The following is a 15,498-nucleotide window of genomic DNA, read 5'->3' as shown; positions in this document are numbered from 1 at the left end:
TCACGTTCAACACTGCCCCGACCATAATTTAAAGAAGAGGGAAACCCCATGTTCGTGCACAAGACCGCATTGCTCAGTGCAATCACCACCGCGCTGCTGGCCAGTGCCAGCCTCCAGGCCGCCGAACCGCTGAAAGCCGTTGGTGCCGGCGAGGGCCAACTGGACATCGTGGCCTGGCCTGGCTACATCGAACGGGGTGAAAGCGACAAGGCCTACGACTGGGTGACCGGTTTCGAGAAGGAGACCGGCTGCAAGGTCAACGTCAAGACCGCCGCCACTTCCGATGAGATGGTCAGCCTGATGGCCAAGGGCGGCTACGACCTGGTGACTGCCTCTGGCGACGCCTCGCTGCGGTTGATCGTCGGCAAGCGTGTGCAGCCGATCAATACCGCGCTGATCCCTAACTGGAAAAACCTCGACCCGCGCCTCAAGGATGCCCCTTGGTACGTGGTCAACCAGCAGACATACGGCACCCCCTATCAATGGGGCCCGAACGTGCTGATGTACAACACCAACGTGTTCAAGACGGCCCCCACCAGCTGGAACGTGGTGTTCGATGCGCAGAACCTGCCAGACGGCAAGCCCAACAAAGGCCGCGTGCAGGCCTATGACGGCCCGATCTACATCGCCGACGCGGCGCTGTACCTGAAAAGCACCAAGCCGGAACTGGGCATCCAGAGCCCCTACGAGCTGACCGAAGCGCAGTACAAGGCCGTGCTCGACCTGCTGCGCGCCCAGCAGCCGCTGATCCACCGCTACTGGCACGACACCACCGTGCAAATGAGTGACTTCAAGAACGAAGGGGTAGTGGCCTCCAGCGCCTGGCCCTATCAGGTCAACGGCCTGATGAACGAGAAACAGCCCATCGCCTCGACTATCCCGAAAGAAGGCGCCACCGGCTGGGCCGACACCACCATGCTGCACGCCGAGGCCAAGCACCCGAACTGCGCCTACAAGTGGATGGACTGGTCGCTGCAACCCAAGGTCCAGGGCGATGTCGCGGCCTGGTTCGGCTCCTTGCCAGCGGTCCCGGCGGCTTGCCAGGGCAACGAACTGCTGGGCGCCGAAGGCTGCAAGACCAACGGTTTCGACCAGTTCGAGAAGATCGCCTTCTGGAAAACCCCGCAGGCTGAAGGCGGCAAGTTCGTGCCGTACAGCCGCTGGACCCAGGACTACATCGCGATCATGGGCGGCCGCTAAAAGTCATTCCGGGAGCTGCTGCGCGTCGATTATCCGCGCCCGGGCAGTGCTCGCCTCCTCACGTACTGACGTACGCTGCGGGGGCTGTGCGCTGGCCGGACACGACTAATCGCCGCTCGCGACGCTCCCTGAACGACTTTTCCAGCTCCATCGCTTTGCCAAAAGCAGAATTGATTTTCGATTAATAGATTTTTCAGAAGTCCAGGCAGGGCCGCTGCGACGGCCCGCGCCTTTTTGGAGCACCGCACCATGACGCTTGCAGTCCAGTTCACCAACGTTTCCCGTCTATTCGGCGAAGTGAAAGCCGTAGACCGGGTTTCCATCGACATCCAGGACGGCGAGTTCTTTTCCATGCTCGGCCCTTCCGGCTCGGGCAAAACCACCTGCCTGCGGCTGATCGCCGGCTTCGAACAGCCGAGCGCGGGGTCGATCCGCATCCACGGCGAAGAAGCCGCCGGCCTGCCGCCCTATCAGCGTGACGTCAACACCGTCTTCCAGGATTACGCCCTGTTCCCCCACATGAATGTCCGCGACAACGTCGCCTACGGCCTGAAGGTCAAGGGCGTGGGCAAGAAGGAACGCCTGGAGCGTGCCGAAGAATCCCTCGCCATGGTGGCCCTGGGCGGCTACGGCGAGCGCAAGCCGGTGCAATTGTCCGGCGGCCAGCGCCAGCGTGTGGCCCTGGCTCGCGCTCTGGTCAATCGCCCACGGGTGCTGTTGCTCGACGAACCCCTGGGGGCGCTGGACCTGAAGCTGCGTGAGCAAATGCAGAGCGAGCTGAAGAAACTGCAGCGCCAGCTCGGCATCACCTTCATTTTCGTCACCCACGACCAGACCGAAGCCCTGTCGATGTCCGACCGCGTGGCGGTGTTCAACAAGGGCCGCATCGAGCAGGTCGACACCCCGCGCAACCTGTACATGAAACCGGCCACCACCTTCGTCGCCGAATTCGTCGGCACCTCCAACGTGATCCGTGGCGACCTGGCGCAACAACTGAGCGGCAACCCGCAGCCCTTCTCGATTCGTCCGGAACACGTGCGTTTCGCCGAAGGCCCGCTGGCCAGCCATGAGATCGAAGTCAGCGGTCTGCTGCACGACATCCAGTACCAGGGCAGCGCCACCCGTTACGAGTTGAAGTTGGAAAACGGCCAGACCCTGAACATCAGCAAGGCCAACAACCAGTGGCTGGACACCAGCGCCCAGCACCAGACCGGACAACGCATCAGCGCGCGCTGGGCCCGCGAGGCGATGACCCCGCTGCACGACACCGTCACGAGCGGGGTGTGAGATGAACACCGTGACCATGACACAAACGCCTTCGGGGGGCTCGCCGCTGCGCCGGTTCTCCAACCTGCTGTATCGCCGCCCCAATCTGTACCTGTCGATGTTGCTGGTGCCGCCGCTGATCTGGTTCGGCGCGATCTATCTCGGCTCGCTCCTGACCCTGTTATGGCAGGGCTTCTACACCTTTGACGACTTCACCATGGCGGTCACCCCCGACCTGACCCTGGGCAACTTCGCCGCGCTGTTCCAGCCATCGAACTTCGACATCATCCTACGCACCCTGAGCATGGCCATTGTGGTCTCGATCGCCAGCGCCATCGTGGCGTTTCCGATTGCCTACTACATGGCGCGCTACACCACCGGCAAGACCAAGGCGTTCTTCTACATCGCGGTGATGATGCCGATGTGGGCCAGCTATATCGTCAAGGCCTACGCCTGGACCTTGCTGCTGGCCAAAGGCGGCGTCGCACAGTGGTTCGTCCAGCACCTGGGGCTGGAGCCGGTGCTGCAATTCGTCCTGGGGATTCCCGGGATCGGTGGCAGCACCTTGTCCACCTCGCACCTGGGCCGCTTCATGGTGTTCGTGTACATCTGGCTGCCGTTCATGATCCTGCCGATCCAGGCTTCGCTGGAGCGCCTGCCACCGTCCCTGCTGCAAGCCTCCGCCGACCTCGGGGCCAAGCCACGCCAGACCTTCATGCAGGTGATCCTGCCGCTGTCGATCCCGGGCATCGCCGCGGGTTCGATCTTCACTTTCTCCCTGACCCTGGGCGATTTCATCGTGCCGCAACTGGTGGGCCCGCCGGGTTACTTCGTCGGCAGCATGGTCTACGCCCAGCAAGGCGCGATCGGCAACATGCCGATGGCCGCGGCTTTCACCCTGGTGCCGATCGTGCTGATCGCCATCTACCTATCCATCGTCAAACGCCTGGGGGCCTTCGATGCACTCTGAGAAAGCTTCTTTAGGTCTGCGCATCGCGGCCTGGGGCGGGTTGGTGTTCCTGCACTTCCCGATCCTGATCATCTTCCTGTACGCCTTCAACACCGAAGACGCAGCGTTCAGTTTTCCGCCCAAGGGTTTCACCCTGAAGTGGATCGGCGTGGCGTTCTCGCGACCTGACGTCCTGGAAGCCATCAAGCTGTCGGCCCAGATCGCCGCCATCGCGACCCTGATTGCCATGGTCCTCGGCACCCTGGCCTCGGCGGCGCTGTACCGGCGCGACTTCTTCGGCAAGCAAGGCATCTCGTTGATGCTGATCCTGCCGATTGCCCTGCCGGGGATCATCACCGGGATTGCCTTGTTGGCGACTTTCAAATCCCTGGGCATCGAGCCAGGTATGTTCACCATCATCGTCGGTCACGCGACCTTCTGTGTGGTGATCGTCTACAACAACGTCATCGCCCGCCTGCGCCGCACCTCCCACAGCCTGATCGAGGCCTCGATGGACCTGGGCGCCGATGGCTGGCAGACCTTCCGCTACATCATCCTGCCGAACCTCGGCTCGGCGTTGCTGGCCGGCGGCATGCTGGCGTTTGCCCTGTCGTTCGACGAAATCATCGTCACCACCTTCACCGCCGGCCATGAACGCACCTTGCCGCTGTGGCTGCTCAATCAACTGAGCCGCCCACGGGACGTGCCTGTGACCAACGTGGTGGCGATGCTGGTGATGATCGTGACCATGCTGCCGATTCTCGGTGCCTACTACCTGACACGCGGCGGTGAAAGCGTGGCCGGTAGCGGCGGTAAATAAACGGATAACTGGAGGAACAGGGCCACTGTGGGAGCGGGCTTGCCCGCGATTGCGTTGGGTCAATCATCATCAATGTTGGATGCGATGACCTCATCGCGGGCAAGCCCGCTCCCACCTGGGTTCCGGTTTCAGCAGAAAAATAAAAGCGCCAAAGAGGACATGAACATGCAAACCAAACTGCTGATCAACGGCCAACTGGTGGAGGGCGAAGGCCCGGCCCAGGCCGTCTTCAACCCGTCGCTGGGCCGTGTGCTGGTGCAGATCAACGAAGCCAGCGAAGCCCAGGTCGACGCCGCCGTACGCGCCGCCGATGCGGCCTTCGACAGTTGGTCGCAGACCCCGCCCAAGGACCGCTCGCTGCTGCTGCTCAAGCTGGCCGACGCCATCGAAGCCCACGGCGAAGAACTGGCCAAGCTGGAATCGGATAACTGCGGCAAACCCCTGAGTGCGGCGTTGAACGATGAGATCCCGGCGATTGCCGATGTGTTCCGCTTCTTCGCCGGCGCCAGCCGTTGCATGAGCGGCATGGCCGGGGGTGAATACCTGCCGGGCCACACCTCGATGATCCGCCGCGATCCAGTCGGCGTGATTGCCTCGATCGCGCCGTGGAACTACCCGCTGATGATGGTCGCCTGGAAAATCGCTCCAGCCCTGGCGGCCGGCAATACCGTGGTGCTCAAGCCGTCGGAACAGACCCCGCTGACCGCCTTGCGCCTGGCCGAGCTGGCGTCGGAGATTTTTCCGGCTGGCGTGCTCAACCTGGTTTTCGGTCGTGGGCCGACGGTGGGTAGCCCGCTGGTCACTCATCCGAAAGTGCGCATGGTGTCGCTGACCGGCTCGATCGCCACCGGCTCGAACATCATTTCCAGCACCGCTGACAGCGTCAAACGCATGCACATGGAACTGGGCGGCAAGGCGCCGGTGATCATCTTCGACGACGCCGACATCGACGCGGCCGTGGAAGGCATCCGCACCTTCGGTTTCTACAACGCCGGGCAAGACTGCACCGCTGCCTGCCGCATCTATGCCCAGGCCGGTATCTACGAGCAGTTCGTGGAGAAACTGGGGGCCGCGGTCAGCAGCATCAAATACGGCCTGCAGGATGATCCCGCCACCGAACTGGGCCCGCTGATCACCGCCCAGCATCGCGACCGCGTCGCCGGTTTTGTCGAGCGCGCCGTGGCGCAACCGCACATTCGCTTGATCACCGGCGGCAAGGCCGTGGAAGGCGAGGGTTTCTTCTTTGAGCCAACGGTACTGGCCGACGCCCAGCAGGACGATGAAATCGTCCGGCGTGAAGTGTTCGGTCCAGTGGTCTCGGTGACTCGTTTCAACGATGAGGCTCAGGTACTGGGCTGGGCCAACGATTCGGACTACGGCCTGGCGTCGTCGCTGTGGACCGCTGACGTAGGCCGCGCCCACCGTCTCGCCGCGCGTTTGCAATATGGCTGCACCTGGGTGAATACCCACTTCATGCTGGTCAGCGAAATGCCCCATGGCGGTCAGAAACTGTCCGGGTATGGCAAGGACATGTCCATGTATGGGCTCGAGGACTACACCACCGTGCGGCATGTGATGTTCAAGCACTAAAAGCATCGCCAGCAGGCTGGCGATGGCGTCACCTCGGTTTCAAGGCAGAAACCGGCAGTCCGCACCACCAGGCTCCAAACCCAAGAAGACAAAACAATAACCACCGATCCTGGCGGCGCCCTCAAGGCCCCGCCACGGTTTCGGCCATCCGAAATCTGCCGATTTTCCGGAGTATCCACGCCATGAGTGCATTACCCGAACACTCTCCCGCCGTCGCTGACAGCGATGCCGAGCAGCTACGTAAACTGGGGTACACCTCCAATTTCAATCGCAGCATGAGCCTGTGGGAAAACTTCGCCCTGGGCTTCACCTACCTGTCTCCGGTCGTCGGGGTCTATACCCTCTTCGGCCTGTGCCTGGCCGCCGGTGGCCCACCGATGTTCTGGGCCTACCTGCTGGTGGGCTGCGGCCAGATGCTGGTGTGCCTGATCTTCGGCGAAGTGGTCTCGCAGTTCCCGATCTCCGGCGGCGTCTACCCGTGGGCCCGACGCCTGGTGGGCAAGCGCTGGGCGTGGATGGTGGGCTGGATCTACTCCATTGCCCTGTGCGTGACCATCGCTGCCGTCGCGGTCGGCGCCGGCCCGTACCTGGCGGCCATGCTCGGCTTTGAACCGAACAACAACACCAACATCATCATTGCCCTGGTACTGACGCTGTTCGCCACCCTGGTCAACCTCAGCGGCACCAAGGTGCTGGCGCGCATTGCCATGTTCGGTTTCCTCTGTGAACTGATCGGCGCGGTCATCGTCGGTGTCTATCTGTTGCTGTTCGAGCGTCATCAACCCCTCAGCGTGCTGTTCAACACCTTCGACATCAGCGTCGATGGCTCCTACCTGCCGGCGTTCCTGACCGCCTCCCTGGCCGGGATGTTCCTGTACTACGGCTTCGAAGCCTGTGGCGATGTGGCCGAAGAAACCCCCAACCCGAGCAAGAAAATTCCGGTGGCCATGCGCATGACCATCTACATCGGCGGCATTGCCGCGATGTTTGCCTGCCTGGCCCTGATCCTGGCGGTGCCGGACATGCAAGCGGTGATCAATGGCACCGATAAAGACCCGGTCACCACCATCCTCAACAACGCGTTCGGCCCGGTCGGCTCAAAGGTGGTAATGGGCGTGGTGATGATTTCCTTCATCTCCTGCGTGATCAGCCTACAAGCGGCGGCCAGCCGTCTTCTGTACTCCTACGCGCGTGACGAAATGGTCATCGGCAGCGGCCTACTCAAGCGGATTTCGCCGAACACCCAGGTTCCGGTTGCCGCCTTGTTCGTCTCCGGTATCCTGCCGGCGTTGATCATCGCCCTGGGCTTTTTCCTACAGGACGCCGTCGCCACCATCGTCAGCTTCGCTGCCATCGGGATCTACCTGGCATTCCAGATGATCGTGCTCGCGGCGCTCTACGCCCGCGCTCGCGGCTGGAAACCCAGCGGCAAGTTCACCCTCGGGGCCTGGGGCCTGCCCGTGAACATCGGCGCGCTGGTCTATGGTGTCGGGGCAATCATCAACATGGCTTGGCCACGCACGCCGGATGCGCCGTGGTACGTCAACTACGCGATGGTGCTGAGCACGGCCATCGTCATTGGCCTGGGTCTGCTCTACATGTGGCTCGGCAAACCCTATGACCATGGCACCGCCCCAGCAGGCGATGCCTGGAAAGTCAGCCGGTAACGACAACGCCCTGACCCGTGCCGCGGGTCGGGGCGACTACAAAACCACCAAGGATTGAACATGGATATCACCCGCCGCGACTTCCTCAACGGTGTCGCCATCAGCATTGCCGCCGGAATGACCCCGCTGCAACTGCTCCAGGCCGCCCCTGATGGCCGCTACTACCCACCCGCCCTCACCGGCCTGCGCGGCAGCCACGTCGGCTCGTTCGAACTGGCGCACCAGATGGGCTGGGAGAAAAAAGTCTTCGACACCGACCCACTGCCGATCAGCGAAGAGTACGACCTGGTAGTCGTCGGCGCAGGCCTGAGCGGGTTGTCCGCAGCCTGGTTCTACCGCGAAAAACATCCCAAGGCACGCATCCTGATCCTGGAAAACCACGACGACTTCGGCGGCCACGCCAAGCGCAACGAGTTCTCCGCCGGCGGACGGATGATCCTCGGCTATGGCGGCAGTGAAGCCTTCCAGTCGCCCAGCCACCTCTACAGCAAGGAAGTGAATGGCCTGCTGAAGAAACTCGGGGTCGACATCAAGCGCTTTGAAAGTGCTTTCGATCGCCAGTTCTATCCTGGCCTGGGCCTGTCACGCGCGGTGTTCTTCGACAAGGAAAACTTCGGCGAAGACAAACTGGTGACCGGCGACCCAACCCCGATGGTGGCCGACGATATCGCCCCGGACCAGTTGCACGCCCGCCGCATTGAAGACTTCATCAACGACTTCCCACTGCCACAGGCCGACCGTGAAGCACTGATCGCGGTGCACAGCGCCCCCAAGGACTACCTGGCAGGCCAATCCACCGAAGACAAAACCGCCCACCTGGAGCGCACCAGCTATCGCGACTTCCTGCTCAAGGACGTCGGCCTTTCGGAACAGGCGGTGAAGTATTTCCAGAGCCGCACCAACGACTTCATGGCCCTGAGCATCGATGCCGTGGCAGCGTATGACGCCTACAACGTCGGTTTCCCAGGCTTCTCGGCGATGAACCTGGAGCCGATCAGCGAAGAAGCCCAGGCGGAAATGGAAGAGCCCTACATCTACCACTTCCCCGACGGCAACGCTTCGCTGGCCCGCCTGCTGGTACGTAGCCTGATCCCGGCAGTGGCCCCCGGTCACACCATGGACGATATCGTCCTGGCACCGTTCGACTACAGCAAACTCGACCAGGCGAAAACCCCGGTGCGCATTCGCCTCAACAGCACTGCAGTCAGCGTGCGCAACGTCGGCAACGGGGTGAACATCGGTTACAGCCGTGGTGGACAACTGAGCCAGGTGCGTGGCAAACATTGCATCATGGCCTGCTACAACATGATGATTCCCTACTTGCTGCGCGACCTCTCGGCCGAACAATCCCACGCCCTGAGCCAGAACGTGAAATTCCCGCTGGTGTACACCAAAGTGGTGATCCGCAACTGGCAGTCGTTCCAGAAACTGGGGGTCCACGAAATCTATGCCGCGACCCAGCCCTACAGCCGGATCAAGCTCGACTACCCGGTGAGCATGGGCGGCTACGATCACCCCAAGGACCCGACACAGCCAATTGGCCTGCACATGGTCTATGTGCCCACCAGCCCCAACAGCGGCATGAACGCCCGCGACCAGGCCCGTGCCGGCCGAGGTCGACTCTACGGACAGACCTTCGAGGTCCTCGAAGCGCAACTGCGCGATCAGCTGCAACGCATGCTCGGCCCGGGTGGCTTCAACCACCAGACCGACATCCTGGCCATCACCGTCAACCGCTGGTCACATGGCTACGCGTACTTCTCCAATAGCCTGTACGACGATTCCGACGAGAGTGAAAAACTGATGAACCTGGCGCGTCAGCCAGTGGGCAAGGTCAGCATCGCCAATTCCGACGCAGCCTGGAGTGCTTATGCCCATGCCGCCATCGATGAGGCGTACAGGGCGGTAGGAGAAGTGGGCTAAGGTCCAACAAGCACTGGACGGGCAAGACATCTGGTCATACTTACCGGCAGCCCTCTGGCACCTGCCCCGCTAAGGTTAACGACGACCGGCGCACGCACCGACGGTTGACTGAGGCTCGAGCGAAGCCTAGGGTGTATACCTTGATTACAGCGTATACAACCTCTACAGGAGAGCCCCATGGCTTCGCCCGTTTTGTCTTTTCGAGTCGAAGAGGTCCTGGCCCAGCAGCTGGATCAACTGGCTGCCGCGACCGATCGTGACAGGCAGTACCATCTCAAGCGTGCACTGGTTCGTTATGTGGAAGCCGAGTCCTGGCATCTGCAAGCCATCAGCGAAGGCATTGCCGATGCCGACGCTGGCAAACTGACCGAACTGGACGCCGTCAAGGCTAAGTGGGCGAACCGTGCCGAGAGTCGCACTGACCGAAAAAGCTGAAAGTGATCTGCAGGCCATTCATGAACATTACAGTGGCCTGGTCGGAGTGGCCGGCGCCGACGATGTAGTGGCCGACATCTTCGACAGGCTTGAACAACTGCAACGTTTTCCCGGCTCGGGCCGTCCGTCACAGGTACCGGATGTGCGCGAACTGGTGCTGAATCAAATACCCTTCGTCGTGCCCTATCGCCTGGCCCAGGATCAGGTCCAGGTTCTGCGGATCCTGCATCAGCGAACCGAGCGTCACCAGCAGTGGTGACGATGCTCTCCCCTGCAACTACCAGGGGAGAGTCCTACCCCCTTCTTCAGAACCGCGACACACTGCGCATTGCATCCACCAGATAGCGCATGGCAATCCGGTCACTCTCCGAGAGCTCGCGATAACGCTCCAGCAGTTTTATTTCCTCTGAACTCAACCGGCGTGACCGCCGCGAAAAGTTCATGCCTGCAAACAAACCCAGCCAACCGATGATGCCTTGCGCTTTAGCCATGGACGATGTCCCTCTGCATGTGATGAAACCCTGGTTACTCCATCGCCCTGCTGTTGCTCCAACCTGCGCCAACCCCTGGGCAAGGGCCGGTCATGAACCTAAGAATAGAAACAAAAAATCCGTTGCGAGGTATTTTTAGAGTAATTAGTCAAAAAAATAAAAACGCTTATTTTAAACACTGCATCGGACAGACGTTGAACCCCGACCACGACCTGACCCGCCGCAGTTTTGCGCAAAGTGCAAGCCAATCAGTTTGCGAGTTATTTCGAACCCTTTAACTTGTTTGGCATCTGTTTAAACTCCCATGCGTTTGGCCGAAGGTTTGTCCGAACCTCTATTTCTGATCCGTAACGCAGCCAGGAACGCCGCGGGATCGTCCAAGACAGGTTGTCCTATGCACCGCAGGAATTTGCTCAAGGCCTCCATGGCCATCGCCGCCTACACCGGCCTCTCGGCCACCGGACTGCTGGCCGCCCGTGCCTGGGCCGGCACGGCTGATGGTGAGGCGCAAGCCTTCGATTTCGAGGCGCTGAAGGTGCAGGCCAAACAACTGGCCAGCACCCGCTACGCCGACACCAAGCAGGTGCTGCCGCCGACATTGGCCAGCATGACGCCGCAAAACTTCAATGCCATTCAATACGACGCCAAGCATTCCCTGTGGAATGAACTGAACGGCCAGCTCGACGTGCAGTTCTTCCATGTCGGCATGGGCTTCAAGCAGCCGGTGCGCATGTACAGCGTCGACCCGAAAACCCGGCAGGCGCGGGAAGTGCACTTCCGCCCGGCACTGTTCAACTACCAGAACTCCAAAGTCGACACAGCACAACTCAAGGGGGACCTGGGCTTCTCCGGGTTCAAGCTGTTCAAGGCCCCGGAACTGGACCGGCACGACGTGGTGTCGTTCCTCGGCGCCAGCTACTTCCGCGCGGTGGACAACACCGGCCAGTACGGCTTGTCGGCCCGCGGCCTGGCTATCGACACCTACGCGAAAAAACGCGAAGAATTCCCCGACTTCACCAAGTTCTGGTTCGAAACCCCGGACAAGGACAGCACTCGGTTTGTGGTCTATGCCCTGCTCGATTCCCCGAGCGCCACCGGGGCCTATCGCTTCGACATCGATTGCCAGGCCAATCAGGTAGTGATGGCCGTCGATGCCCACGTCAACGCCCGCACCGCCATTGAACAATTGGGCATTGCGCCGATGACCAGCATGTTCAGTTGCGGTACCCATGAGCGGCGCATGTGCGACACCATTCACCCGCAAATCCACGACTCGGACCGCCTCGCCATGTGGCGCGGCAACGGCGAGTGGATCTGCCGTCCGCTGAACAATCCGGCGACCCTGCAGTTCAACGCCTTCGCCGACAAGGACCCGAAAGGTTTCGGCCTGGTCCAGACCGACCACGAATTTGCCAGCTATCAAGACACCGTCGACTGGTACAGCAAGCGTCCAAGCCTGTGGGTCGAACCAACCACCGCTTGGGGCGAAGGCTCCATCGACCTGCTGGAAATCCCTACCACGGGCGAAACCCTGGACAACATCGTGGCCTTCTGGACGCCGAAAAAGCCGGTGGCGGCTGGCGACTCCCTGAACTACGGCTACAAGCTCTACTGGAGCGCCCTGCCGCCCGTCGGTACGCCACTGGCACGGGTTAACGCCACCCGATCGGGCATGGGCGGGTTCACCGAAGGCTGGGCCCCGGGTGAGCATTATCCGAAGGTCTGGGCGCGGCGCTTTGCCGTCGACTTCAACGGCGGCGGTCTGGATCGCCTGCCACCGGGCACTGGCATCGAGCCGGTAGTGACCGCGTCGAACGGTGAGGTCAAGGATTTCAACGTGCTAGTGCTCGATGACATCAAGGGCTACCGGATCACCTTCGACTGGTTCCCCACCAACGACAGCGTGGAGCCGGTAGAGCTGCGTCTGTTCATCCGCACCCAGGACCGGACACTGAGCGAGACCTGGTTGTACCAGTACTTCCCGCCGGCGCCGGACAAGCGCAACTATCCGGATTGGCCTACTGCGTAAAAGGCCATGCAATAACGTTTGAACGGTCCTACAAGGGGCAGGTTGGCAAGCCTGCCCCTACCCCCCTACAAATCGATCAATCGCGTAGATCCGACTCATGGATCGGCTGATCGCGGTGGGTTGCCCGTTGGTACTGTGACGGCCAGATTGCCTTGCGTCCGCCCAGGTCGTCGTCAGCGTGCAGCGGCCAGTAAGGGTCACGCAGCAGTTCACGGGCCAGCAGGATGATGTCGGCCTGGCAGGTACGCAAAATGTGCTCGGCCTGGGCCGGTTCGGTAATCAGGCCTACGGTGCCGGTGGCGATTCCGGATTCCTTGCGCACCCGTTCGGCAAATCGCGTCTGATAACCCGGCCCGGTCGGAATCTCGGCATTCGCCGCCGTCCCACCCGAGGACACATCGATCAGGTCGACCCCCAAGGCTTTCAGGCGACGCGCCAGCTCCACGGTTTCGTCCGGATTCCAGCCGTCCTCGACCCAATCCGTGGCCGACACCCGCACGAACAACGGCAACTCCTCTGGCCACACGGCACGCACCGCCTCCGTCACTTGCAGCACCAGGCGAATGCGGTTTTCGAACGAGCCCCCATACTGGTCACGCCGCTGGTTACTCAGGGGCGAAAGAAACTGATGCAGCAGGTAACCGTGGGCTGCGTGCACCTCGACCACCTTGAAACCTGCCTCCAGGGCGCGTTTGGCGGCCTCGACAAAGGCCTGGATGACCTCGCTGATCTGCGATTCGCTCAGTTGGGTGGGCTGGCTGTGTTCCGGATCGAAGGCTATCGGCGAAGGGCCTACCGGCGTCCAGCCACCATCGGCCGGCTTGACGCTGCCGTGCTTGCCCAACCATGGCCGATGAGTGCTGGCCTTGCGTCCGGCGTGCGCCAACTGGATGCCGGCCACCGCCCCTTGGGCGGTAATGAAACGGGTGATGCGTTGCAGCGGTTCGATCTGCGCGTCGTTCCACAGGCCCAGGTCCTGGGCGGTGATGCGACCATCGGCAGTCACAGCGGTGGCTTCGGTGAACACCAGGCCAGCCCCGCCCACGGCGCGACTGCCGAGGTGCACGAGGTGCCAGTCATTGGCCAGTCCATCGACGCTGGAGTATTGGCACATCGGCGACACGGCGATGCGGTTGAGCAGGGTCAATTGACGAAGGGTATAGGGTTCAAGCAGCAGACTCATGGGGCACCTCTCGAATCAGTGGGCAGGCTCCAGGGTTCTGTTTGAATAGTCGACGAGTGACAGGAAAGGATGCAGCACCCGCCCCCGCGGGCAAAAAATGGACGATACGTCACAAGGCCAATCAAGCAGTGCTTAGAGCCTAGTCGACATCGGCGCAGCCAGCAGGGTTTAACGCGGTTCGATATGGGCAATCATCAACTGCACGGTTTCCTGGCCACGGAACTCGTTCACATCGAGCTTGTAGGCCAGTTCGACCCAGCGGATGGTCGGGTTCGGCCACACTTCGCGATCGATACCAAAGGCGATGCCGTCGAGCTTGACCGAACCGCATTCGCTTTTCAGGACCACTTTGAGGTGCCGTTCACCCACCACCCGCTGCTCGACCAACTGGAACACGCCATGAAACAGCGGCTCCGGGAAGTGCTGCCCCCATGGGCCGGCGTGGCGCAAGGCGCGGGCCAGTTCCAGGTGAAATTCTTCAACCGCCAGAGTGCCGTCCGACAGCAGACGGCCGGTCAGGTCTTCTTCACGCAACTGACGACGCACTTCGGCGTCGAACGCCTCGGCGAACAGCGCAAAGTTCGCTTGCGGCAAAGTCAGGCCCGCGGCCATGGCGTGACCACCGTACTTGCTGATCAGGTCCGGGTGCTGCGCCGCCACCACGCTCAAGGCGTCGCGAATGTGGAATCCCTGCACCGACCGCCCGGAACCTTTGAGCATGCCGTTGCCCGCATCGGCAAACGCGATGGTGGGACGGAAATAACGTTCTTTCATCCGCGACGCGAGGATGCCGATCACCCCTTGGTGCCACTCCGGATCAAACAGGCACAAGCCGAATGGCATCGACTCCACGGGCAGGTCCTTGAGCTGGGCCAGCGCTTCACGCTGCATGCCCTGCTCGATGGATTTACGGTCCTGGTTCATGCCGTCCAGTTGCGCGGCCATTTCCCGCGCCAGCTCGACGTTGTCGGTGAGCAGGCACTCGATGCCCAGGCTCATGTCGTCCAGGCGCCCCGCCGCGTTCAGGCGCGGGCCGAGGATGAAGCCCAGGTCGGTGGAGGTAATCCGCGCGTGGTCACGCTTGGCCACTTCGAGGATTGCCTTGATCCCCGGCCGCGCGCGCCCGGCGCGAATCCGTTCCAGGCCCTGGTGCACCAGGATCCGGTTGTTGGCATCCAGGGGTACCACGTCGGCCACACTGCCTAGCGCCACCAGGTCCAGCAACTCGCCGATGTTCGGTTGCGCCGTGCTGGCGTACCAGCCCAGGCTGCGCAAGCGTGCACGCAACGCCATCAGCACGTAGAAAATCACTCCGACACCGGCCAGCGCCTTGCTCGGAAAGTCGCAGCCCGGCTGGTTCGGGTTGACGATGGCATCGGCCAGCGGCAGTTCATCACCCGGCAAGTGGTGATCGGTGACCAGTACCTGGAGCCCGGCCTTTTTGGCTGCTGCCACACCTTCGACGCTGGAAATACCGTTGTCCACGGTGATCAGTAATTGCGGGGTGCGGGTCAACGCCACCTCGACGATTTCCGGGGTCAGGCCGTAGCCGTACTCAAAACGGTTCGGCACCAGGTAATCGACATGGGCCGCCCCCAACAGGCGCAAACCCAGCACCCCGACCGTACTGGCCGTCGCGCCGTCGGCATCGAAATCGCCGACGATCAGGATCCGCTGGCGCTGCTCCAGCGCCACCACCAGCAGGTCCACCGCGGCCTCGATCCCCTTGAGCTGCTGAAACGGGATCAAGCGCGCCAGACTCTTGTCCAGCTCAGCTTCCGACTGCACCCCGCGCGCCGCGTACAAGCGGGTCAGCAGCGGCGGCAGATCACCGAGAAATGGCAGGGTGGCGGGAAGCTGGCGAGGTTCTATGCGCATGGGATGACAGTGGTTTCTCTTAAATTCACAGGTTAAATACGGCGGGATTACAGGCTACTGCTCCCAG

The 15,498-nt window shown here is 61.8% G+C and carries 13 protein-coding genes; 10 read left to right on the top strand and 3 right to left on the bottom strand.

Going from position 1 to position 15,498, the window contains the following annotated elements; translation table 11 throughout:
- Positions 1–48 precede the first annotated feature (48 nt).
- From ydcS to QMK50_RS19055, 9 genes are all read left to right on the top strand, one after another.
- A complete protein-coding gene (gene ydcS, locus QMK50_RS19095; protein WP_320333732.1) occupies positions 49–1,200 on the top strand; it encodes a putative ABC transporter substrate-binding protein YdcS in 1,152 nt (383 codons plus the stop codon).
- Between the two features lie 249 nt (positions 1,201–1,449).
- Positions 1,450–2,487: an ABC transporter ATP-binding protein gene (locus tag QMK50_RS19090; protein ID WP_095166685.1), complete on the top strand. Its 1,038-nt coding sequence runs from the start codon at positions 1,450–1,452 to the stop codon at positions 2,485–2,487.
- A gap of 1 nt (position 2,488) precedes the next feature.
- Positions 2,489–3,436: an ABC transporter permease gene (locus QMK50_RS19085; protein WP_095166683.1), complete on the top strand. Its 948-nt coding sequence runs from the start codon at positions 2,489–2,491 to the stop codon at positions 3,434–3,436.
- Positions 3,426–4,235, top strand: a complete 810-nt coding sequence (locus tag QMK50_RS19080; protein ID WP_095166681.1) for an ABC transporter permease — start codon at positions 3,426–3,428, stop codon at positions 4,233–4,235. Before QMK50_RS19085 ends, QMK50_RS19080 begins: the two co-directional genes overlap by 11 nt.
- A gap of 165 nt (positions 4,236–4,400) precedes the next feature.
- Positions 4,401–5,825 carry a gamma-aminobutyraldehyde dehydrogenase gene (locus QMK50_RS19075; protein ID WP_095166679.1) on the top strand — a complete coding sequence of 475 codons (1,425 nt, stop codon included), beginning with the start codon at positions 4,401–4,403 and terminating at the stop codon, positions 5,823–5,825.
- Between the two features lie 182 nt (positions 5,826–6,007).
- Positions 6,008–7,492, top strand: coding sequence for an APC family permease (locus QMK50_RS19070; RefSeq protein ID WP_159993977.1), 1,485 nt, complete (start codon positions 6,008–6,010; stop codon positions 7,490–7,492).
- Positions 7,493–7,552: 60 nt separating this feature from the next.
- Positions 7,553–9,415: an NAD(P)-binding protein gene (locus QMK50_RS19065; RefSeq protein ID WP_320333731.1), complete on the top strand. Its 1,863-nt coding sequence runs from the start codon at positions 7,553–7,555 to the stop codon at positions 9,413–9,415.
- Between the two features lie 177 nt (positions 9,416–9,592).
- Positions 9,593–9,850: a CopG family ribbon-helix-helix protein gene (locus QMK50_RS19060; protein WP_095166673.1), complete on the top strand. Its 258-nt coding sequence runs from the start codon at positions 9,593–9,595 to the stop codon at positions 9,848–9,850.
- Positions 9,819–10,109, top strand: a complete 291-nt coding sequence (locus tag QMK50_RS19055) for a type II toxin-antitoxin system RelE/ParE family toxin (RefSeq protein ID WP_320333730.1) — start codon at positions 9,819–9,821, stop codon at positions 10,107–10,109. Before QMK50_RS19060 ends, QMK50_RS19055 begins: the two co-directional genes overlap by 32 nt.
- A gap of 46 nt (positions 10,110–10,155) precedes the next feature.
- Here the strand turns inward: QMK50_RS19055 and QMK50_RS19050 are convergent, their stop codons facing one another.
- Positions 10,156–10,341, bottom strand: coding sequence for a hypothetical protein (locus QMK50_RS19050; protein ID WP_159993973.1), 186 nt, complete (start codon positions 10,339–10,341; stop codon positions 10,156–10,158).
- Between the two features lie 394 nt (positions 10,342–10,735).
- Between QMK50_RS19050 and QMK50_RS19045 the strand changes: the two genes are divergently transcribed.
- Entirely contained in the window at positions 10,736–12,370 is a 1,635-nt protein-coding gene (locus QMK50_RS19045; RefSeq protein WP_320333729.1) for a glucan biosynthesis protein D, read from the top strand.
- A gap of 76 nt (positions 12,371–12,446) precedes the next feature.
- On the opposite strand, the gene QMK50_RS19040 is transcribed toward QMK50_RS19045, so the two are convergent.
- Both QMK50_RS19040 and recJ read right to left on the bottom strand, forming a co-directional pair.
- Positions 12,447–13,553 (bottom strand): NADH:flavin oxidoreductase/NADH oxidase, encoded by a 1,107-nt coding sequence (locus QMK50_RS19040; protein WP_095166665.1) that lies wholly within the window; start codon positions 13,551–13,553, stop codon positions 12,447–12,449.
- A gap of 168 nt (positions 13,554–13,721) precedes the next feature.
- A complete protein-coding gene (gene recJ, locus QMK50_RS19035) occupies positions 13,722–15,431 on the bottom strand; it encodes a single-stranded-DNA-specific exonuclease RecJ (protein WP_320333728.1) in 1,710 nt (569 codons plus the stop codon).
- Positions 15,432–15,498: the final 67 nt, after the last annotated feature.

It is taken from the genome of Pseudomonas sp. P5_152 (genome assembly GCF_033989915.1).
GTDB lineage: Bacteria > Pseudomonadota > Gammaproteobacteria > Pseudomonadales > Pseudomonadaceae > Aquipseudomonas.
This window is presented reverse-complemented; position numbering and strand designations above follow the sequence as displayed.

What these genes read in the sequence shown, in the direction of transcription:
- ydcS (WP_320333732.1), top strand. Translation starts at nt 49, where the DNA reads ATGTTCGTGCACAAGACCGCATTGCTCAGTGCAATCACCACCGCGCTG.
- QMK50_RS19090 (WP_095166685.1), top strand. Translation starts at nt 1,450, where the DNA reads ATGACGCTTGCAGTCCAGTTCACCAACGTTTCCCGTCTATTCGGCGAA.
- QMK50_RS19085 (WP_095166683.1), top strand. Translation starts at nt 2,489, where the DNA reads ATGAACACCGTGACCATGACACAAACGCCTTCGGGGGGCTCGCCGCTG.
- QMK50_RS19080 (WP_095166681.1), top strand. Translation starts at nt 3,426, where the DNA reads ATGCACTCTGAGAAAGCTTCTTTAGGTCTGCGCATCGCGGCCTGGGGC.
- QMK50_RS19075 (WP_095166679.1), top strand. Translation starts at nt 4,401, where the DNA reads ATGCAAACCAAACTGCTGATCAACGGCCAACTGGTGGAGGGCGAAGGC.
- QMK50_RS19070 (WP_159993977.1), top strand. Translation starts at nt 6,008, where the DNA reads ATGAGTGCATTACCCGAACACTCTCCCGCCGTCGCTGACAGCGATGCC.
- QMK50_RS19065 (WP_320333731.1), top strand. Translation starts at nt 7,553, where the DNA reads ATGGATATCACCCGCCGCGACTTCCTCAACGGTGTCGCCATCAGCATT.
- QMK50_RS19060 (WP_095166673.1), top strand. Translation starts at nt 9,593, where the DNA reads ATGGCTTCGCCCGTTTTGTCTTTTCGAGTCGAAGAGGTCCTGGCCCAG.
- QMK50_RS19050 (WP_159993973.1), bottom strand. Translation starts at nt 10,341, where the DNA reads ATGGCTAAAGCGCAAGGCATCATCGGTTGGCTGGGTTTGTTTGCAGGC.
- QMK50_RS19045 (WP_320333729.1), top strand. Translation starts at nt 10,736, where the DNA reads ATGCACCGCAGGAATTTGCTCAAGGCCTCCATGGCCATCGCCGCCTAC.
- QMK50_RS19040 (WP_095166665.1), bottom strand. Translation starts at nt 13,553, where the DNA reads ATGAGTCTGCTGCTTGAACCCTATACCCTTCGTCAATTGACCCTGCTC.
- recJ (WP_320333728.1), bottom strand. Translation starts at nt 15,431, where the DNA reads ATGCGCATAGAACCTCGCCAGCTTCCCGCCACCCTGCCATTTCTCGGT.